Here is a 21,225-nt window from a genome sequence, read left to right as displayed (position 1 = left end):
GTATGGCGAGTATCAGTCATTTATGCCCTAAATTCAGGGCACATAAACCTACGTACCCCGTCGAATGAACAGGTTAACGTAGGCATCATTAGCCCAACAGGGCGGTTTCTTAACAGCAGGAGGAATGCCATCTCCCTAAATAATCACCTTAAAATAATAAGGCAACTAATTAGGAGATGTAAACCTATTTTATAATAGATGCTATTAATAAGCCGTTAGGCTCACACCTCATCTGTGATTAATGCGAATCACCGCAGCCAGCAACGCTGCGGTTTGAAATATGACGGGGATGACAAGCTATTGGGACATTTTTAAAATAGTCCGCACATTACTCGCACTAGTTGCAATAATATCAATCGCCCCGGTGCGTAATGCGCCCATAATCGCCATTGCCTTGGAGGATTCAGAAGCAATTGCAATCACACAGGGAATTTTTCTCAGCTCATCGATGCTCAAGCCGATCACTCGGTCATTCATAACGGTATCCACATGCTGCCCTTGCGCATTGAAAAAGTCATACCCTGCGATATCGCCAATAACACCTTGGTTTAAACTGGCATCCACGATTTCACGGGGTGTAAACCAGCCCAATTTGACCATATAGCTGTCTTCATTCATATCGCCAATACCAATCAAGGCAATATCCGCTTTACGAGCGCGGTCAAGGGTCTCTTTTATGGTGCCATTCTTCATAAACGATTGTTTAAGTTCGTTATTTTCCACGTAAGCTGGGGCATACAGTGTTTCACTGGTTCCACCAAATTTTTTCGCTAAGCGGCGACTGATATGGTCAGCGTTTATCGAATCACCGGGACGATGCGTTCCGCCAATACCACAAATAAACCGGCAATCTTTTTCAGGCACCGCCCCGCCACTATCGGCAACAACGGCGACATTACGCCCTTGCCCTACGGTGACAATCATATTGTCCCGCAATGTGGTTGATAAATAATTGGCAACCAACGTACCCACTTGATTACGTTGGGATTCTTCATCTGGGTGATCCAATGCAATTAATGCACGAGAAATCGGAAACCGAGAAAGTAATTGCTGTTCGAGTTGGGTACTAAAAATCGGGTGATAGCGAACGTTAATTTCAACTATCCCCTCTTCTTTTGCGCGCTTCAATAGGCGCCCCACCTTAATTCGCGATATCCCAAACTTATTGGCGATCTCTTCCTGCGTAATTTCATCGCGATAATACGCAATCGCAATTTCAGTCAGTAGCTCAATGTCGGAAGATGTTTGTGATCTATCCATAAGGTAGTGATTTCCTCTCAATTGGTGTTAATCGCGACAAGGATAATAAGGTTTTAGTATAGCGTTTCTAGTGGCAATTAATAAGCGAGTTGTCAAAGACAGTGGATATAAAGCGATGTTTTCGGCTCTATATCCACTCAAAAACTAAAATAAATAGCTATGCGTTGGCTACAGCACCATGTTTTTCAACGCTTTGTGCAAGTTGGCAGAGTAATAAGCAGCAAGACGTTGCTCCTGCATCCAGTACCCCGCGGGAGCGTTCCCCCAAACGACTGGCACGACCTATTTTTGCCACTAAATCTAAGGTTGAATCGCGCCCCGCAATCGCAGCTGCTTGCATTGCATCTAATGCTTGCTTGAAATCCTTGCCTGCATTGGTTGCAGATTCAAAAGCATTAATCGCAGGGATCAATGTATCCATCAAGCATTTATCACCGACCGTCGCGCTACTAATGTCTTGCAACTCTGATAAACCGTTTTGTAGCATCGCCAGAAAATCGTGCTGTGAAAGCTCGTTTTTGCCTGAAATACTGTCAGACATCCCCATAAAGAAGCTGCCGTACAGCGGCCCCATCGAACCGCCAATGCCTTCCATTAGCGCATCGGAAATCTCTTCAAAGCCTTCACTGAGTGATAATTCGCGCCCTTCAATCGCTTTGGCGCATAGGTTAAAACCTTTCGCCATATTAATGCCGTGGTCACCATCCCCAATTGCACCGTCGATTTCACTGAGATATTCACGGTTAGACACAATGATATGGACTAAATCGAGTGTCATTTCATTGCCACGTTCCGTTGAGATAACTTGCATAATGGGCTCCTTTACTTAACCTGTGTTAAACCTAATGAATACGCAGGGACATCCATCAATGTCTTTAATTCTTCATCTACTTTCATTAGTGTCAGCGTGACACCCATCATTTCGAGTGAGGTAAAATAATTGCCCACATAGTTACGCACGATGCGAACACCTTTTTCGCTCAATAATTTTTCAACTTCAGCATAATAGATATACAGCTCCATCACTGGGGTCGCACCCAAACCAGAAACCAGCACGACAACTTCATCCCCTTGTTTTGCCTGCATATCGGTTAAAATTGGCGCTAACATCGTTTGTGCCATTTGCGCCGCAGATTGGATTGGCATAATTTCAATGCCCGGCTCGCCATGGTGACCGATGCCAAGTTCCATCATGCCATCTTCAATGTGGAAATTTGGGTGACCCACCGCAGGAATGGTACAAGACGTCAAACCAACACCGATAGAGTGGCAATTATTAATGGCTTTTTGTGCCGCATTAATCACACCATCTAGGTCGTAGCCCTTACTGGCGGCTGCCGAGCCAACTTTCCACATTAAAATTTCACCCGCAACACCGCGGCGTTTTTCTTTCTCGCTCGCTGGCGCAGAGGCGACATCGTCAGTTGCCACGACAGTTTTAATCTTCATGCCCGCTTTTTCGGCTTTTTTCATCGCTATTTTCACGTTCATGTTATCGCCTGCATAGTTGCCGTACAAACAAGCAACACCTGCACCGCTGTCTGCGGCTTTGAACGCATCTAAAAAAGCCCCTGCGGTAGGTGAAGAGAAAATTTCACCAATCGCCACCGCATCTAACATGTTTTCACCCACATAACCTAAAAATGCGGGCTCATGACCTGACCCTCCCCCTGTGACAATCCCTACCTTTCCTTGGATTGGCGCTTTTGGGTATTTCAAAACGCGGGCATTATCGGTTTGCGCAAAATATTCTGGGTGCGCTTTTAAATAGCCTTGGATTGCGTCTTCAACAACTAGGTCAGGTTCATTAATGATTCTGTTCATAATTCCCTCTTTTACTTATTTTCTGGTGTTAGCTGCATTTTTGCTGACTGATCAAGAAGTTCTTGCGGTACCGTGATAAACCTCATCAATATCGCACTGAACAAATAAAGCCCTGAGAAAATCCAAATCACACCAAACGCACCGACACTGCTGATAAAGATCCCGACCAATGCAGGGCCAACGAAAGTACTGAGCCCCGCACCTAAATTCAGTACGGACATCGCAGCGCCTTTATTTTCAGGTGCAAGTGATGGCATGATGGCAGAGAGCGGTACGTAACCTGCAAGGCACGCGCCAAATAACCCCGCCGCTATCATCATCAGGGTATAGTTATGGCCGAAGTAATACGGCACGTAATAGAACATTAGGGTACAAAGCATACAACCGACACACCCGAACCAAATCACAATATTGCGCCAACCAATTCGGTCACTCACCACACCAAAAATCAAGTTAAAGGCAATATTCACGGTCCAAAGTGCGGCATAGATATGTAACCATTCTGTGCGGGAAAAGCCAAAGTCACCGAGAAACATTGGCATGAAGATCACAAAACCGTAAGCCGCTGATGTGTTTATGGTTCTAACTATTCCCCCTAAACCAATTTTTGGGTTTTCAAATGCAATGGTGATCCCTTTAAACACATAGTTAAGCGATACTTTTTGTTTTGGTTGTTCGCCGCCCTCATGGTTTCGGTTAAGGGCAATCGCAATAAACGCCCCGATGGTGACAAAAATCAGCCCACTCCATAGCGTTGCCATCTCACCTAAAATTGGTAAGGCATAACTTGAGTACATCACCCCCAACACACCTAGCCCGCCACTGTAGACGAACCAGAAGATCCCCACGGCGGAACCCAATTTTTTAATGGGCGCTTCATACGCTACCCAAACTAAGAAACCGTAGGCAAACATCGGATAGCCAAATCCACGTAATGCATAGGTAGGGATCATGATGGATAAGCTGTTACTTGGCAGGCCAATGGATAAGAAAATGACGGAGCCAATCACAAACATCACAAACCCGAAAATCATCACTCGGCGAGCGGTATAAATTTCCGCTAAAACGCCAGACAACCACGCCGCAACCGCAGCAAAAAAGCCATATACGCTGAACAGTAATGAAGATTGTTCAATGCTCATTCCGCGGCTAATAATAAAAGGTGAAAGCCACCCTTGCTCGAGACCTTCCCCCATCATGAAGATAAGGACACCAAAATAGCCAAGGAGCAACTTTGGCGAAAATCCCGTTACTTTAGACAGTTTATTGATTATCATATCGTTAACCTCAGTGCTTGTTCGCTGGGTTAGGACCTGAATAACAAGCCTTGGTAGGGTGACATTTATTCAGGTCCAATTTTTCTCATTATTGTTTTATTTGCTTGTGAACCCACTACAGCATTACAGGTTCGGGTCTAAGACCACCTTGATATGCGGGTCGCCCTTCGCCATCATGGAAAAACCTTCTGCAAATTTATCTAACGGTAAAATATCCGTTACCACACCTTTGGTTGGGAAATCACCATTGCCGATACCCTCGATAACCAATGGGTAGCAATATGGACCTAAGTGAGAACCTAATAAATCCAGCTCTTTACGGTCGCTGATAATGCTCCAATCGACAGTTACAGGGTCTTTAAAGACAGAGAACTCAACGAAAGTACCGAGTTTACGGATCATTTTTAACCCTTGTTCTACTGATTTCGGTGCGCCGGTCGCTTCAATGTAAATATCGCAACCATACCCTTCCGTCATCCCTTTGATGATTTTGTCCACATCATCACGTTTTGGATTCAGGACCATATCTGCGCCGAATTCTTTAGCGAGTTCTAAGCGTTTATCGAATAAATCCAGCACCACTAATTTGCCTGCACCGGATTTTTTGATTGCGCCAATCATGCCTAAACCAAGCGTGCCTGCGCCCGAAAGCACAACCACATCGCCCAGCTTCACATTCGCACGTTGCACGGCATGCAGTGAGCAGGCATACGGTTCAATTAAAATTGCGTCTTCAATCGGCATATCCACAGGCACATGGTAGTTGATGGCTTCTTTCGTAAATTTCATGTACTGAGCCATACCGCCATTGACGTTATTTTGGAAACCATACAGGTCGTGTTTTTCACACATCCAATATTCTCCGCGTTTACAGAAGCGGCATTCCCAACAAGGGACAATTTGCTCGGAGATCACGCGGTCACCTAATGTGAAACCTTCCACTTTTGAGCCAAACCCTACAACGTGCCCGATAAATTCGTGTCCTGGGATCATTGGCGCTTTAATATAGGCAGGTTGCTCAGCATCCCCCCAAAAGCTTGGCGCGCCTTCAAACGCTTTCACATCACCTGCGCAAATCCCGCAAGCTTCAACACGAACTAAAATTTCTTCTTCACCAATTTTTGGAACATCGACAGTTTCTAAACGGTAATCTTTCGGTGCATAAGCCACTACCGCTTTCATTTTTTCTGGAATGCCTTCGCTCATCGTGGCTTTTTGATCACAGTGTTCACACATAGTCTTACCCTCGGCGTTTGTTAAATGAACATAAGTTCAATGAAGATACAAATTAACCATACCTTCTTTTAATCATTGATGCACATCACCAGATTCTCAAAGTGTGATTCAGAGCAAATATTCCTATAAAATCGACATAAAATGATGGATTTGCGCTTTCTTAGCAAAAAAAAGTGATTTTAAGGCCATAGATCACAAAATACAGCTTATTCAAATTAAAAACATATGTTCACCTATTGATTATTTGTTCATAAGATCCTATTTTCTAATTAGTACATTTGAATAATCAATGAACTTTTGTTCAACAATAAGGATCTCAATCATGCTATCTATCGCCATTGGTGCAGACGACGCCGCATTTGAAATGAAAGATTTGATCAAACAACACCTCGCAGCGCTGAATATTCAAGTCACCGATTATTGTTTAAATACAGGGGTTAAGGATGAAATGTACCCAGATGTTGCCCATGCTGTCGCAACGGCTATTGCCCAAGGAAAACATCAACGAGGGATATTAATTTGCGGAACAGGGATTGGGATGTCTATTGTTGCCAATAAAGTCACGGGGATTCGAGCCGCACTTTGCCACGATACCTACTCAGCAGAACGCGCACAAAAAAGTAACGATGCACAAATTATTACCTTTGGTGCCCGGGTTATTGGCCCTGAGCTTGCAAAAACTATCGTCGATACTTGGTTGGCTTCGCATTATGAAGGTGGGCGTTCAGCGCCAAAAGTCGCTCGCATTAGTGAATATGAAAATGGGGAACGTTAGTTTCACGCAGACAGTTTTCTAGGAGTGTTTTTATGTACACACAGGCACAAAACCCGTTAGCGAACGCCATCCGTTTTCTTTCTATTGATGCGGTGCAAAAAGCCAATTCCGGCCACCCGGGCGCACCAATGGGCATGGCTGATATCGCCGAAGTACTATGGCGAGACTACTTACAGCATAACCCTACCGACCCGACTTGGCCGAACCGTGACCGCTTTGTCCTGTCAAATGGTCACGCCTCTATGCTGCTATATAGCTTATTACACTTAACGGGTTACAATGTTTCCATTGACGATTTAAAACAATTTAGGCAATTACATTCAAAAACACCCGGGCACCCTGAGCTAGGTTATACCCCCGGTGTTGAAACCACAACTGGGCCGCTCGGGCAAGGCATTGCCAACGCAGTCGGTATGGCAATTGCAGAAAAAACCCTTGGCGCGACATTCAACCGATCTGGTTTTTCCGTTGTTGACCACTTTACTTATGTTTTTCTTGGTGATGGTTGCTTAATGGAGGGGATCTCCCACGAAGCTTGCTCCCTCGCGGGTACATTGAAGCTGAACAAACTCATCGCTTTTTATGATGATAACCAAATATCCATTGATGGTGACACTAAAGGTTGGTTTACAGATAACACCGCCGAGCGTTTCGAAGCTTACGGCTGGCATGTTATTCGTCGTATTGATGGCCATTCAAGACCTGCTATCAAAGCGGCGATTGAGCAGGCACGGCAGCAAACAGACAAACCGACTCTGATTATTTGCCGCACTACCATTGGTTATGGCTCGCCAAATAAAGCAGGAACAGCAAACTCACACGGTGCACCACTGGGCATGGAAGAAATAGCCCTAACACGTAAACAGTTAGGATGGGAATACCCCCCCTTTGAGATCCCCGAAGACATTTACCAGTCATGGAATGCCAAAGCCCATGGCGCAGAGCAACAATTGCAATGGGAGCAGGCCATTAGAGAATACGCCAAAAGGTATCCAGAACTTGCTGAACAGCTCACCGAACGGTTAACTAACCAAACACCCAGCACATTTTCTACGGTGATGGCGAACTACATTCAGAATTTGAATGATAACCCAGAAACAATTGCTACTCGTAAAGCCTCGCAAAATACCCTCAATGTCATTGGCCCTATTCTCCCTGCACTCATTGGCGGCTCCGCAGATTTAGCCCCTAGCAACCTGACTTATTGGTCTGGCTCAGTTCCTATCAATAAACAACCTGCGGGTAACTATATTCATTATGGTGTCAGGGAGTTTGGCATGACCGCTATTGCCAACGGTATGGCATTGCACGGGGGTTTTCGCCCTTATACTGCGACTTTTTTGATGTTCTACGAATATGCACAAAATGCAGTGCGCATGGCAGCGCTAATGAAATTACCGCAAGTGCTTGTTTATACTCATGACTCTATTGGGTTAGGGGAAGATGGACCAACACATCAACCCGTGGAACAACTGGCATCTTTGCGGTCTACGCCAAATTTATCTGTCTGGCGCCCTTGTTGCCAAGTGGAAACGGCGGTTGCTTGGCAACAAGCCATCACCAACCAACAGACACCAACGGCATTGGTCCTTTCACGACAAAATTTGCAACAACATTCCCGTACCCCTGAACAGTTAGCCAATATCCAACGGGGTGGTTATATATTACGTAGCAACAGTCAAAACCCCGAGTTATTGCTGATAGCAACGGGATCTGAAGTCACTTTAGCCGTTGAAGCGTGGCAATATCTCACTGATCAAGGCTTTAAAGTGAACGTGATTTCTATGCCATCAACAGATACCTTTGACAAACAATCCATAGACTACCAGCAACGTGTGTTACCCAATCATATCCGCAACCGTATTGCTATCGAAGCCAGTATCAGTGATTACTGGAGAAAATATGTAGGTCTTGATGGATCGGTTATGGGAATGAATAGTTTTGGTGAGTCAGCTCCCGCTGAACAATTATTTGATTATTTTGGCTTTACAGTAGAGAAGCTTATTCAGCAATCCTTATCATTATTACAACCCAAAGCGTAACCAACAGCAAAGTTATTTAAATCTGTTATCCTACTTTGTAATTTATATTACAAGCCAAATAATAATTTTATTATTTGGCTTATTTTTCTCATTATAAATAAGCGAATAATCTATTTTATTCGCTTATTGTATTTTATTACTGAATGCTATATCCACCATCGATCACTAAATTATGCCCCGTGATCATATCAGAAGCATCACTAGCTAAAAACAGAGCGCAGGCGGCAATTTCTGACGGTTCTGCAAAACGCCTTGCTGGAATTTTTTCTTTCATTTCATCACCTTTTGACCCTTCCCACGCTTTTTTACCCAGCTCAGTGAGAACGATAGTCGGTGATATTGCATTGGTTTGAATACCCTTAGGGCTCCATTCTAATGCCAAAACTTGGGTTAAACCAATAATGGCAGCTTTACTCGCACAGTAGGCCGCATGTTGATCTAAGGCGATAACACCAGCCTGTGATGCCATATTAATTATTTTACCTTTTCCTTTTTTAATCATGACATTACCAGCTGCTTGGCATACAAGAAAAGTGCCTTTGAGATTAACGTTCATGGTCAAATCCCAGTCCTGCTCACTTAAATCTTCAGCAGGAGCCAATGCGACAATCCCTGCACTATTAACTGCAATATCCAATGCTCCGTAATGATTTACTACTTGCTCAACCATCTGTGATACAGAGTCTATTTTTGTTATATCACATTGAATACCAATGGCATTTTTCATTTTATTGGCAACATCAATGACATTTTCAGACTTATCAACCAAAGCAACTTTGGCGCCTTTTTCCACATAAAGTTGGGCAATAGCTAAACCAATACCCGCAGCGCCCCCCGTGATTAATGCAACTTTGCCATCAAGAGAGAATTGGGTATTAAAACCATTAAACTTTGTCATTTTCATTCCTTAACGCCATGAGGTGATATTTGAGATTAGGGGAGTATAGATATTGGAGTTCTTTCGAAATCCTAATAACCTATAAGTGTATCGTTATTTAATTAAGATAATATTATTTAAATATAATAGCCACATTCATCATTTAAAATAAAGCGCCACATCCCATTATTTAAATAATAATAAAGACTAAAGAAACATCTGTTCAAAATAAAATTCAACTTGATTATTTGTTATCTATTTTGAAATCATCCAATCATTTGCATTGTTTAAAATAACGCCAAATACTCATAATAATCGTATTTCAACTAGCCTTAGATAATCCGCCTTTACATAATACAGTGTAAATTTAACAATAACTGGCGCATACTCTTAGTTATATCTAAATTGATATCAAACAAAACCAATAGGCTGATATCAGATAAAATAGAGAAATAGCTCTCATTCGCGTTAATAACGTGAGTTGATTACATAGGTCATGGAAAAATGGAAAAAAAACCTTCACTGCTGCAACTACAGGATATTGGCTATTCAATTGATGGAAAAACGATTCTTGATAATGTGCAGATTAACCTAGGTGCCAGCGAATTTAAATTAATCACAGGACCATCTGGTTGCGGGAAAAGTACTTTATTAAAAATTGTGGCATCACTGATTTCCCCAACCCAAGGGAGTATTATTTTTAACGGCCAAGACATTAATACTCTCTCCCCTGAAATCTACCGCCAGCAAGTATCATATTGTACTCAAACCCCCGCATTATTCGGGGCAACAGTTTACGACAACTTAGCGTTCCCTTACCAAATCAGAAAGCAGTCTTTTGATAAAACAAAAATTATCAGTGACTTGCATTATCTTTCATTACCAGAAACCATTCTTGAGAAAGGAATTAACGAGCTTTCGGGGGGCGAAAAACAGCGCATTTCATTAATTCGAAATTTACAATTCCTGCCCGAAATTTTATTGTTAGATGAGATAACTAGCGCACTAGATGAAGAAAATAAAGTCAAAGTGAATGAGTTAATTCATAAATTAGCTATAGAAAAAGGTATTGGGGTTTTATGGGTGACTCACGACCAAGATGAAATTGCCCATGCAAATGAAGTCATCACCCTTCCCGTTCATCTGGCTAAATAATAGGATACCATCGTGCATCAACCTACCATTTCCAATGAGTCTCTTACCTTTTCTATCATGTTAGTCTTAGTGGCGATTTTTATTAGCCATAAAGAAAAGCTATCTTTGGAAAAAGACATTATTTGGAGTACTTGCCGCGCCATTGTTCAATTATTAATTGCTGGCTACATTTTAAAATATATTTTTAATGTTGATCATGAGCTTCTCACTGTAGCGTTGGTACTGTTTATTTGCGTTAATGCTGCGTGGAATGCAAAGAAACGAAGTAAATATTTAGATAAAATCTATCTCACTGCCTTTGTGGCGATTACGTCAGGCACTTTTCTCACGCTACTGGTCTTAATTCTCACCAAAGCCATTGCGTTTACCCCGATGCAAGTGATACCGATTACAGGAATGATTGCGGGAAATGCAATGATAGCCGTCGGGTTATGCTTTAATAATCTGGGGCAACGATTTGCCAGCCAGCAGCAGCAAATTCAAGAAATGTTAAGCCTCGGAGCAACCCCAAAAGTTGCCTCAGCCGCAATCATTCGTGAAAGTATTCGCGCCTCATTGATTCCCACCGTTGATTCAGCAAAAACAGTCGGTATTGTTAGCTTACCGGGAATGATGTCAGGGTTAATCTTTGCGGGGGTCGACCCATTGCAGGCCGTAAAATATCAAATTATGGTAACTTTTATGCTATTAGCCACTGCCAGCCTTTCGACAATATTAGCGGGCTATATGACTTATATTAAATTTTATAACCAACGCCACCAGCTATTGGTTAATACCTTAAATAAATAACCTATATGCTTCAATGTCGCCTGTTTTACGACGGGCGACTCTTCCTCATATTCGGCATATCATCCGATACCTACAGGCAATACTTCAATCAACTGTGCCTGACTATTTCCTTCATCTATCAGTTTGAAAATATGATTGAGCATCGTAGGCACATCTTGCTTCACCATTTCAATATCATTACCTAACAGCGCCACAAAAGGATCCCAGTCAAAACACCCTAAATTAGGTTGGTTTTGACCTGTACAACCTTGCTCCCCTAACCAACGCATCACCCCTTCTAATGAAATCGTTGAATTAATAAATAGGCCACCTTGGGCAATCTTTTGCAAATTTTCATTGTGCTTTTTAACGAAACTAGATAGCGCTTTTTCTGCTTTTTCAGGGGCATACCCACACGCTAAAATATTTTCATTTGGAACAGTAATCCCCATTTCGTTATGTGCATCAATAAAGCCACGTATACGTTCGTGGGTATTATGATCATGCTCACGCCCACCAATGAAAATTAGCGCTTCATTTAATGCTGAAGCACGGTCTATTTTACTTAACATACGCTGTGTAAGTTTTTTCGCTCCAAGGTAATTATCCGAAATGACGGATGGCGCTAGAGTGCCAGGCAAATCTAAATTTAGTGTCGGTACACCAGATGCTTGGCAAGTTTGTGTTATTTTGTCAGGATTCGTTGCCCCTGTCGAAATCAGCCAATCCACTTGGTACGATAACATTGCACGGGCGGCTTCTATTTCTAATTTAGGGTCGCGCCGCGTACAGGTAATAATTGGAAACAGCCCTCTTTCACGGGCCATTTCCTCAAAATGCTCCACTATCGAGCCGAAGTAGCGGTTATCGTACTTTGGAACCAACATGCCAATAATTTTTGATTTATTACTACGCAATAAGCTAGCTTGCTTGTTCACTGAGTAGTTTTGTTCTTGCGCAATACGCATTACTTTTTCAGCTAACTTCGCACTAATGCGTCTTTTTTGCCAATTCCCATTGAGTATCGCGCTCACAGCACTTGCTGAGACACCAGCCAGTTCTGCAAGGTCGTAGATCGTTGTTTTCTTATTTTGTCTGATCTTTGTCACAGATTTATATCTCCATTTTTTCCTAGCTTGACACCAAAGCGGAAAAGTCGCAATACTGCTACATCGATTGAGCAATATTGAAATTGATGAAACGTGAGTTGATATAATAAAAAAATTCATATCAATCCATTCTATGCAGCCACCTTAACCATTCCTGTGACTCATTGTCATCTCATTGATTTCATTATTCTTTAATTTTCCTCTGCTAAAATCCGATTGGAGTAAATCATTATGGCTATTTCCATTGAAAATAAAGTTGCCGCAATTACAGGTGCAGCATCTGGTATTGGTCTCGAATGTGCACGTACACTGATCAAAGCAGGTGTCAAAGTCGTTCTGATTGACCGTGCTGAAGATAGATTAAATCAACTTGTCGCCGAGTTAGGCGAAAATGCAATCCCTCTAGTCATTGATTTAATGAACACCAAACAAGTTGACGGCATGTTAGATGCAATCCTTGCCAAAGCAGGCCGTTTAGATATTTTCCATGCAAATGCAGGGGCTTATATTGGCGGTCCTGTTGCAGAGGGTGATCCTGATGTTTGGGATAAGGTGTTAAATCTCAATATCAACGCGGCTTTCCGTAGTGTTCGTGCCGTTTTGCCTCACTTTATTGCCCAAAAATCAGGTGATGTCTTATTCACCAGCTCAATTGCGGGTGTTGTTCCTGTTATTTGGGAGCCAATATACACCGCATCTAAATTTGCGGTTCAAGCCTTTGTTCATTCAACTCGCCGCCAAGTTTCCGAGCATGGTGTCCGTGTTGGTGCCGTCTTACCAGGTCCTGTCGTCACCGCATTATTGGATGATTGGCCAAAAGAAAAAATGGAAGAAGCTCTTGCAAATGGCAGCTTAATGCAGCCCATTGAAGTTGCCGAAGCGGTACTCTTTATGTTAACTCGCCCAAAACATGTTACGGTTCGTGACCTTGTCATTGTGCCAAACAGTGTCGACCTATAACGCTTTATCCTATTTTTAACAGCTAATTTTTGGAGGTAAAATGCATCACTCAACCCCTCAAAATGATAAAGTGGTTATCGGTATTGATGTTGGAACAGGTAGCGCCCGAGCCGGTGTATTTGATATGTCTGGCAAAATGCTATCCTCAGCCAAACAAGATATTACACTTTACCGAGATAGCGCTCACTTCGCTGAGCAGTCAAGTAACCAGATTTGGGAAGCTGTTTGTTATTGTGTCAAGCAAGCGGTCGCTTCTTCACAAGTTTCCCCCCAGCAAGTTGCAGGTATTGGTTTCGATGCAACCTGTTCACTCGTTGTTATCGGGCACGATAAACAACCCGTTTCTGTTAGTCCCACTCAAGATCCAAACCGTAATATTATTGTGTGGATGGATCACCGTGCAACTGAACAAGCTGAACGTATTAACCAGCTAAAACACCCTGTTTTAAATTATGTCGGCGGTAAAATTTCACCTGAAATGGAAACACCAAAGATTTTATGGTTGAAAGAAAATTTACCTCAAACCTATGAAAAAGCATGGCAATTTTTTGATTTAGCGGATTTCTTGACGTGGAAATCAACTGACTCATTAGCTCGTTCAACTTGCACAGTAACCTGCAAATGGACTTATCTCGCCCATGAAAAACGCTGGGATGCAGACTACTTCCATCAGATTGGTTTATCTGAGCTAGCTGATGAGAAATTTGCCCGTATAGGACAATTGATTGTTGAACCAGGAACCCCTTGTGGTTCTGGCTTAACAGACGATGCAGCACAGCAAATGGGCTTATTAGCAGGTACCCCTGTTGCAGCAGGTATGATTGATGCCCATGCTGGCGGTATTGGTACAGTGGGTGTCAATGGTGATGCGATTGCCAACATGGCATATGTCTTTGGCACATCATCTTGTACCATGACAACGACCAAAGAGCCTGTTTTCATCCCTGGTGTTTGGGGGCCATATTATAGCGCTATGGTTCCTGGCATGTGGTTGAACGAAGGTGGCCAAAGCGCCGCTGGTGCAGCGATTGATCAGCTACTATCCCTCCACCCTGCTTGCGTAGGCGCACAAATTACTGCAAAAGAGCAAGGAAAACCACTTCCTGTCTACTTAGCTGACCTCGTGTTAGAAAAGACAACATCGGCATCTCAATCTGTTGAACTTGCTGAGAAAATTCATGTAGTTCCTGAATTTTTAGGTAACCGCGCACCATTTGCTGACCCACATGCAAGAGCAGTTATTGCGGGACTCACCATGGACAACAGCTTAGAGAATTTACTGTCATTCTATGTTGCTGGTGTATGTGGTATTGGCTATGGTTTAAGACAAATCATTGAAGCACAAGCAAAATCAGGTGCAGCAATTGAGAACATTGTTGTGAGTGGTGGAGCAGGACAACACCCATTAATTCGTCAATTATTAGCGGATGCATGCGGTGTACCTGTTATTTCAACACAAGCTAGCGAACCTGTTTTACTCGGTTCAGCCATTTTAGGTGCTGTTGCAGGTAAAGTCTGTGACGATGTGGCTCAAGCCATGGATCAATTCAGTGAAATTGATTTAACTTACTACGCAAATGAAAGTTACCAGACGCGCCACGATACGCGTTTTGCTTCTTTTATAAAGCTTCAGCAGTGCGCAAGAGAACTCAAGGGTTAAAATATCTTCAGATAAAGAAAGCCAAAATGGCTTTCTTTATCACTCGCAATCAAATTAGAAACAATACTTATTCCATAGAGAATCCATCATTTCCATTGGTAATAAATCATAATCCCCTTCTACAAGTGGTATGGACATTGTGACGCGCCCATCTTTATCATTATAAGCTTTCACAATGAATTTCTTATAACCTTCAAGTTTTGCATTTTTAACTCGAAACACTTCACCACAGATATAACCTAAATCCCCTTTATCTGCGGTTTGTCGAATAAAATTATATTGCACATTCCTAAAAGAAGCTGACTCTGGGTAGGATAAGTAATCCTCCACACTCGTTTTCGCCATCTTCACCAAATCTGGAGTTGGTGAATAGTTCAACGTGACGCCTAAAATAAAAGAGCATCCCGTTAATAATAGTATTGTGAGCAACTTTATTATGTTCATATTTAAGCTCTCATAAACGCAGTGACACAACCAATTGACCAAAATCGTTCACCATACCTTTGCTTAAAAGGTATGTAAGTAGATATATTTAGTTAATTGTAAGAAAGTAATAATTATTTTAATAATAGGCTTGCCAATCCATATAAGAATAATTTATTAGAAAGCCCGACCTTTCTAATTTTAATTTCGCGTAAAAGTCACCTTTAGTAAAAATCAATTTACTCTAACCAGCACCGTTTATTCCGTATTTACACTTCATTTTACCTATTACATGAGTAAGTATACCAGTATTAATCCTCAGATATAAATAGTACCTTAAAGATTAACTGTTGCAATTTGTATTTTTTATACAAAAAAGGTTTCATACCTACAGCATCAGAAACAATAATTCACCTTAACAGTTTAATACTGTTTAATATTACTTATATTCAATATATTATTAAATAATACAATGTACATAATAATGTTGCCAATTGTGAATAAACACTAATTGCGAGTACTCGTACTCACCAAGTGAGTATCAATAAATATAATTCATTTCAATTTACGTTATACCATTAAATTAAACCATCAAAAAACAAACCAAAAAATCCTTTTTATTCATAAGGATAATCAAATTTATTTCGTTTAACCCAAAAATAAGAAAAAAATTCTAAACGATATATTTTTATCTCTTTATTTTACAACCCCCATTAACAAAACAGCAAAAACCTCAAAATAAAAACAACCTAATCAACTGATTTTAAATAGAAAAATCATATCACTTATGTATCCATAATTATTAAAATGATGAAAAAAAATTTGTATTAACAACATATTAACACAACAAGCATTAGAATATTTAACTGAAATTAACTAACCATCACTATTGCAATTTCATAAAAACAAACTACCTTTGGCTTCCACTTATCTTAAATCAATAAAAATACAGAATATTCTTAAGACACTAAAGCCAACAACGAATACTTAAAATTATCCGACTAATTTTGATAAAATAATATAGAGAAATCAGGTAGCATTTGTGACCTAAAAAAAGGGGATCTCATGACAAATAACCAACTACTCTTGCTTGCAGCAAATAACCTCACCAATAAAATGGAACTTAGCCATTCGCAAGCGTCCTATATCTATCAGTTTTACTACACGCATGTCGCTAATCAATATGCAAATATCCCCGATTTTATGGCTGGTTTTATGTCCCAAATGACTGACTCCATGAGCTGTAACTTCATCTCAGTTCCCCAAGAACAAATCTACCTGACTATTGCACAGTATCTGGCTATTGCTGAGGAACGTTATATTGAAAGGCAAAGGTTATTACAAAAGCGCAAGAAATAAAAAAGACCTCACAATAGAGGTCTTTTATAAGAATAAATCCTAAGCAAATTTTACTGCTCTTGTAATTCTAATTCAGCAATAATTGGAAGATGGTCACTAACACTCGACCATTGGAATTCTTTTCCATCGGTTGGGATCTGCATGTTCTTCACATCCCACACTTGGCCTTTAAATGTAAAAATATGGTCAATGTCAATCGCTGGGTTTACCGCGGGCCAACTGCGATAATCGACTCCTTGTTTCTGTACAGGGTTCCACATATAACGAATTTCCTGAATAGGCTGCTCATTCGCCGTAGAATTAAAGTCCCCTGCTAATATTTTTATCGATGCTGCGATATTATCAAAGCCTGTATCTGTATCACCAATGCTCGCATCTAAAATATGGCGTACTTGGCCAATACGAATAGTTGGATCTTTCTGCCAATCAAGATGCGTTCCCATCACAATAATTGGTGCATCAAAACCAGGCTTAGTTATCTGTGAAATTAATACTACACGCTGCTCTGCATCACCTGATGGTAAATTAACAACTTGGGATTTCTCTATTTTGTATTTTGATAAAATTCCGACGCCATATTCGCCACCATCAAAATCTAATGCTTTACCGAAGGCAAAATCCATCTTGTTTGCTTTGGCGATTTCTTCAAGTTGGTGAACTTTTTTACTGCGCACCGTTTTATTATCAATCTCAGTTAAAACTATAACATCAGCATCTATCTTACCAATTGCCTTACTTAAGTTATCTAAATTCGCTACATCTGATGCTAATTCATTCTTACCAATATTGTAAGTTGCCACTTTAATGGTCGGTTTATTGGCGACATAAACTTTATTCGGTGTACCGCCGTCTTGTACTTTTAGAACTTCAGAACCTGTCGTTGCAGCACTCACGCTGCAAGAAGCTAAAATAGCCGTTGATATGATAGTTTTAAGAAATTTCATGGTGACTCCCCAGTAATGGCTCAATGAACTCATTGAGTAATGGACTGACTATAATATGCAGGCAGTTAACTGCCCTCGTTATACATTAGCAGGGAATAAATAGGATGCAGTGACCCAACCGACAATCTTATTTCGAGAGACAAAAAAACAATCCTGATTTTCATCAAACATTGACTTACCTCCCGATTTTTTATCCATCAGATATTTAATTACACGCTAAAACGTGAACTTAAACCAACGAGCTATATTTTATGCACTTTGTCTGGCTTCAAACTTGTAGGGAAAAATGATCTCTTCTTGAGTCTCTGAAAAATCAGTATCAGGCTCGGCTAACCATTTCTGTAGCTTTTTAGCGGTTTCTCGTGCCATTTTACTGTAATCAATACGAACAGAGGTCAGGGACGGCTGAATATGATCGCAATTTGATGAACCTTCTACACAAGCGAGCGCAAGCATTTTCGGCACTTTAATTAAACGCCGTTGACACTCAAAAAGTACGCCAAGTGCTATCATTTCATGGCTGCAAATAACGGCTTCAAGTTCTGGCTGTCGCGTTAACATTTCACTAATCGCCTGACGACCAAAATCCATTGTAGCAACATACGGTGTTGTAATGCTTTGGTCAGCACTCTGGTTATAAGCCAACATAGCTTTATTCCAACCACTCAGTTGCTGGCTTTGCATTTTGCTGTCCATTTGGGCACCAATATAACCTATTTTTTTGTATCCTTTTTGCAATAAAAAATGGGTTAAAAAATTAACTGCTTCACCAATGTTACTTTTAATATTTAAAGTAATAGGATGGTTGGATTCCCCTGCTACGTTAATAACTGGAATATCCAAATTTTTAAGATAATTAAAAATGCTTTGTGAATTAACCGCTCCAAATATAATCAGCGCCGCAGGGTTACTTTGTAATAACGTCGATAAAACTTCTGATTCTTTTTTCTGCTGATAATCATGGCTACCAATAACCACTTGATAATTATTTTTGTTCAATACTTCTTGTAATGCTTGCAAAAAAACTGAACTCGCATTATCACGCAAAGAAGGAATTAACACCGCAACAATTCGGCTTTGCCCAGATGCTAAAATCCCCGCGGCGGAATTAGGGATATAACCAAGCTCCTCAACGGCTGCGTTAATCTTTTCACGCAGGTTGTCTGAGACTAATTCTGGCGTTCGCAAAGCACGGGACACCGTCATTGAGCCAACGCCTGCGTATTTAGCCACATCCTGTAACGTCACCCGCCCAGTATTTTTTCTTTTTCGTGTTTTTTGCATGTAATACTTTTATTTAGCCTAAACTTATTATTCAACAGCATTAACTTAGCACAGGTTGAATTTGTTAATCAGCTTACAAGTCTATTCATTTAGCCTTTGTTCGCAATATTTATTCAAAATGATAGCGCTATCACGAAAATGAACAAATCAGCTAGATAGCGCTACCATAGATCACTACTATTCACTCAACCATTAAAAAGATAAAAATTTAATCAACCAGGAGCAACCCAATGCTTACGACTTTACTGACCTCGAATGTTATTCAGGTCGTCGAAAGTGCCGCAGATTGGCAAGATGCGATAAAAATCGCCTGTAAACCATTAATTAATAATAAGTTAATCGAACCGCAATATATCGATGCGATCATCAAATCACACGAAAAAATTGGTCCATATTATGTATTAGGCCCAGGTATTGCCATGCCTCATGCTCGTCCTGAAGATGGCGTAAATCAGCTATCCCTTGGCTTAACCGTGATTAAGCAAGGCGTAGAATTTGGCTCAGAAGGCAATGACCCTATCAAATTACTTATCGTCCTTGCTGCGACAGATAGCAATAGCCACATCGGCGCTATCGCAAAACTTGCTGAGCTATTTGATAATCAAGAAGATATTGACAGCATCATGCAATCAGAAAACGTCGATGACATTCTTAAAATCATCGCTAAATACGAATAATTTAATATTAAGGTAAACATTATGAAAATCACCGTTGTTTGTGGAAATGGCTTAGGCACCAGTTTAATGATGGAAATGAGCATCAAAAATATTTTAAAAGACATGCAAGTCAGCGCTGAAGTTGACCATGTGGATTTAGGTTCAGCGAAAGGCACTGTCAGTGATATTTTTGTTGGCACAAGTGATATTGCTGAGCAGCTAGTTGCTCAACAAGTGGGTGGTGAAATCGTCGCGCTGGAAAACATGATTGATAAAGTTGCCATGAAAGAGCGCCTCACCGTTGCATTACAAAAACTTGGTGCGATGTAAGCGGAGGCACTATGTCATTCTTTCGTTTTCTGATGCAGGATGTTTTATCTGAACCTGCTATTTTAGTCGGTCTTATCGCCCTTATCGGTCTGATCGCACAAAAAAAACCAGTCACCGAATGCATTAAAGGCACCATTAAAACCATCATGGGTTTTGTCATTCTAGGTGCAGGTGCAGGCTTAGTGGTGAGCTCATTAGGTGACTTCTCAGCCATCTTCCAACATGCTTTTGGCATCAACGGCGTAGTACCAAATAACGAAGCAATTGTGTCTATCGCACAAAAAAGCTTTGGTCGTGAAATGGCCATGATCATGTTCTTTGCGATGTTAATCAATATCTTGATTGCTCGCTTAACACCATGGAAATTTATCTTCCTAACGGGTCATCACACATTATTTATGTCTATGATGATTGCCGTTATTCTAGCAACTGCTGGAATGGAAGGCACTATGTTGGTTACTGTTGGTTCTTTAATTGTGGGCTTCTGTATGGTGTTTTTCCCTGCCATAGCACACCCATATATGAAAAAGGTTACTGGTTCTGATGATGTTGCCATTGGCCACTTTTCAACCATCTCTTATGTTTTAGCTGGGTTTATTGGTAGCAAATTTGGTAATAAAGAACATTCGACTGAAGACATGAATGTGCCAAAAAGCTTGCTATTCCTGCGTGATACACCAGTGGCTATTTCGTTCACCATGTTCATTATCTTTATCATTACTTGCTTATTTGCGGGCGGTGATTTTGTACGTGAAGTGAGTGGTGGCAAAAACTGGTTTATGTTCTCATTAATGCAATCTATTACGTTCGCTGCTGGGGTATACATTATCCTGCAAGGTGTGCGTATGGTTATTGCTGAAATTGTCCCTGCATTTAAAGGGATCTCAGACAAACTCGTACCAAATGCAAAACCTGCTTTAGACTGCCCAGTGGTATTCCCTTATGCCCCAAATGCGGTATTAGTCGGTTTCTTAAGTAGCTTCGCTGCAGGTGTCATCGGCATGTTCTTATTGTATGCCTTAAATATGACCGTGATTATCCCAGGTGTGGTACCACACTTCTTTGTGGGAGCTGCTGCTGGGGTATTCGGTAACGCAACAGGCGGCCGCCGCGGCGCTATTTTAGGTGCATTTGCGCAAGGCTTATTAATCACCTTCTTACCTGTATTCTTATTACCTGTTCTTGGGGATATTGGTATCGCAAACACCACATTTAGTGATGCTGACTTTGGTGCCATCGGAATTTTATTAGGTATTATCGTTCGCTAATCTAGTAAACTCCCCAAG

The 21,225-nt window shown here is 41.2% G+C and carries 20 protein-coding genes and 1 riboswitch; of the genes, 10 read left to right on the top strand and 10 right to left on the bottom strand.

Annotated elements, in window-relative coordinates; translation table 11 throughout:
* Positions 1–72 precede the first annotated feature (72 nt).
* A riboswitch (Fluoride riboswitch) is annotated at positions 73–144 on the bottom strand.
* A gap of 153 nt (positions 145–297) precedes the next feature.
* The 5 genes from AC4IFO_RS17990 to AC4IFO_RS17970 form a co-directional block, all read right to left on the bottom strand.
* Entirely contained in the window at positions 298–1,260 is a 963-nt protein-coding gene (locus AC4IFO_RS17990; RefSeq protein ID WP_490736449.1) for a sugar-binding transcriptional regulator, read from the bottom strand.
* 157 nt (positions 1,261–1,417) lie between these two features.
* Positions 1,418–2,071 (bottom strand): dihydroxyacetone kinase subunit DhaL, encoded by a 654-nt coding sequence (dhaL, locus tag AC4IFO_RS17985; RefSeq protein WP_490736447.1) that lies wholly within the window; start codon positions 2,069–2,071, stop codon positions 1,418–1,420.
* 11 nt (positions 2,072–2,082) lie between these two features.
* Positions 2,083–3,084 (bottom strand): dihydroxyacetone kinase subunit DhaK, encoded by a 1,002-nt coding sequence (locus tag AC4IFO_RS17980; protein ID WP_490736445.1) that lies wholly within the window; start codon positions 3,082–3,084, stop codon positions 2,083–2,085.
* A gap of 11 nt (positions 3,085–3,095) precedes the next feature.
* Positions 3,096–4,361, bottom strand: coding sequence for an MFS transporter (locus AC4IFO_RS17975; RefSeq protein WP_273804640.1), 1,266 nt, complete (start codon positions 4,359–4,361; stop codon positions 3,096–3,098).
* 123 nt (positions 4,362–4,484) lie between these two features.
* Positions 4,485–5,597, bottom strand: coding sequence for an MDR/zinc-dependent alcohol dehydrogenase-like family protein (locus AC4IFO_RS17970; protein WP_490736442.1), 1,113 nt, complete (start codon positions 5,595–5,597; stop codon positions 4,485–4,487).
* A gap of 322 nt (positions 5,598–5,919) precedes the next feature.
* On the opposite strand from AC4IFO_RS17970, the gene rpiB reads away from it, so the two are divergent.
* Complete coding sequence (gene rpiB / locus AC4IFO_RS17965; RefSeq protein WP_206083968.1) at positions 5,920–6,372, top strand: ribose 5-phosphate isomerase B; 453 nt, start codon at positions 5,920–5,922, stop codon at positions 6,370–6,372.
* Positions 6,373–6,404: 32 nt separating this feature from the next.
* Complete coding sequence (tkt, locus tag AC4IFO_RS17960) at positions 6,405–8,414, top strand: transketolase (protein WP_490736440.1); 2,010 nt, start codon at positions 6,405–6,407, stop codon at positions 8,412–8,414.
* Positions 8,415–8,550: 136 nt separating this feature from the next.
* On the opposite strand, the gene AC4IFO_RS17955 is transcribed toward tkt, so the two are convergent.
* Complete coding sequence (locus tag AC4IFO_RS17955) at positions 8,551–9,312, bottom strand: SDR family oxidoreductase (RefSeq protein WP_490736438.1); 762 nt, start codon at positions 9,310–9,312, stop codon at positions 8,551–8,553.
* Between the two features lie 483 nt (positions 9,313–9,795).
* On the opposite strand from AC4IFO_RS17955, the gene fetA reads away from it, so the two are divergent.
* Entirely contained in the window at positions 9,796–10,446 is a 651-nt protein-coding gene (fetA, locus tag AC4IFO_RS17950) for an iron efflux ABC transporter ATP-binding subunit FetA (RefSeq protein WP_490736436.1), read from the top strand.
* 12 nt (positions 10,447–10,458) lie between these two features.
* Positions 10,459–11,235: an iron efflux ABC transporter permease subunit FetB gene (gene fetB / locus AC4IFO_RS17945; RefSeq protein ID WP_490736434.1), complete on the top strand. Its 777-nt coding sequence runs from the start codon at positions 10,459–10,461 to the stop codon at positions 11,233–11,235.
* A gap of 59 nt (positions 11,236–11,294) precedes the next feature.
* On the opposite strand, the gene AC4IFO_RS17940 is transcribed toward fetB, so the two are convergent.
* Entirely contained in the window at positions 11,295–12,323 is a 1,029-nt protein-coding gene (locus AC4IFO_RS17940; RefSeq protein WP_490736432.1) for a LacI family DNA-binding transcriptional regulator, read from the bottom strand.
* Positions 12,324–12,554: 231 nt separating this feature from the next.
* On the opposite strand from AC4IFO_RS17940, the gene AC4IFO_RS17935 reads away from it, so the two are divergent.
* Together AC4IFO_RS17935 and AC4IFO_RS17930 are read left to right on the top strand one after the other, a co-directional pair.
* Positions 12,555–13,283, top strand: coding sequence for an SDR family oxidoreductase (locus tag AC4IFO_RS17935; protein WP_490736430.1), 729 nt, complete (start codon positions 12,555–12,557; stop codon positions 13,281–13,283).
* A gap of 40 nt (positions 13,284–13,323) precedes the next feature.
* Positions 13,324–14,943 (top strand): FGGY-family carbohydrate kinase, encoded by a 1,620-nt coding sequence (locus tag AC4IFO_RS17930; RefSeq protein ID WP_490736428.1) that lies wholly within the window; start codon positions 13,324–13,326, stop codon positions 14,941–14,943.
* Between the two features lie 54 nt (positions 14,944–14,997).
* Here the strand turns inward: AC4IFO_RS17930 and AC4IFO_RS17925 are convergent, their stop codons facing one another.
* Entirely contained in the window at positions 14,998–15,387 is a 390-nt protein-coding gene (locus AC4IFO_RS17925) for a hypothetical protein (RefSeq protein ID WP_490736426.1), read from the bottom strand.
* 1,044 nt (positions 15,388–16,431) lie between these two features.
* Between AC4IFO_RS17925 and AC4IFO_RS17920 the strand changes: the two genes are divergently transcribed.
* A complete protein-coding gene (locus tag AC4IFO_RS17920) occupies positions 16,432–16,725 on the top strand; it encodes a hypothetical protein (RefSeq protein ID WP_490736424.1) in 294 nt (97 codons plus the stop codon).
* A 50-nt stretch (positions 16,726–16,775) separates the two neighbouring features.
* On the opposite strand, the gene AC4IFO_RS17915 is transcribed toward AC4IFO_RS17920, so the two are convergent.
* A complete protein-coding gene (locus tag AC4IFO_RS17915) occupies positions 16,776–17,669 on the bottom strand; it encodes an endonuclease/exonuclease/phosphatase family protein (RefSeq protein WP_490736422.1) in 894 nt (297 codons plus the stop codon).
* A gap of 249 nt (positions 17,670–17,918) precedes the next feature.
* Positions 17,919–18,953: a LacI family DNA-binding transcriptional regulator gene (locus AC4IFO_RS17910; protein WP_490736420.1), complete on the bottom strand. Its 1,035-nt coding sequence runs from the start codon at positions 18,951–18,953 to the stop codon at positions 17,919–17,921.
* A gap of 230 nt (positions 18,954–19,183) precedes the next feature.
* Here AC4IFO_RS17910 and AC4IFO_RS17905 point away from each other — a divergent pair, with 230 nt between their 5' ends.
* The 3 genes from AC4IFO_RS17905 to ulaA are packed head-to-tail and all read left to right on the top strand — an operon-like array spanning position 19,184 to position 21,207.
* On the top strand, positions 19,184–19,630 hold the full coding sequence (locus AC4IFO_RS17905) for a PTS sugar transporter subunit IIA (RefSeq protein ID WP_490736418.1): 447 nt from the start codon (positions 19,184–19,186) through the stop codon (positions 19,628–19,630).
* A 21-nt stretch (positions 19,631–19,651) separates the two neighbouring features.
* On the top strand, positions 19,652–19,939 hold the full coding sequence (locus AC4IFO_RS17900; RefSeq protein WP_219248895.1) for a PTS sugar transporter subunit IIB: 288 nt from the start codon (positions 19,652–19,654) through the stop codon (positions 19,937–19,939).
* 11 nt (positions 19,940–19,950) lie between these two features.
* The gene (ulaA, locus tag AC4IFO_RS17895) at positions 19,951–21,207 is read left to right on the top strand and encodes a PTS ascorbate transporter subunit IIC (RefSeq protein WP_272516241.1); all 1,257 of its coding nucleotides are present in this window, start codon (positions 19,951–19,953) and stop codon (positions 21,205–21,207) included.
* The last annotated feature ends 18 nt before the right edge of the window (positions 21,208–21,225 follow it).

It is taken from the genome of Providencia sp. UF-224 (assembly GCF_058245955.1).
This window is presented reverse-complemented; position numbering and strand designations above follow the sequence as displayed.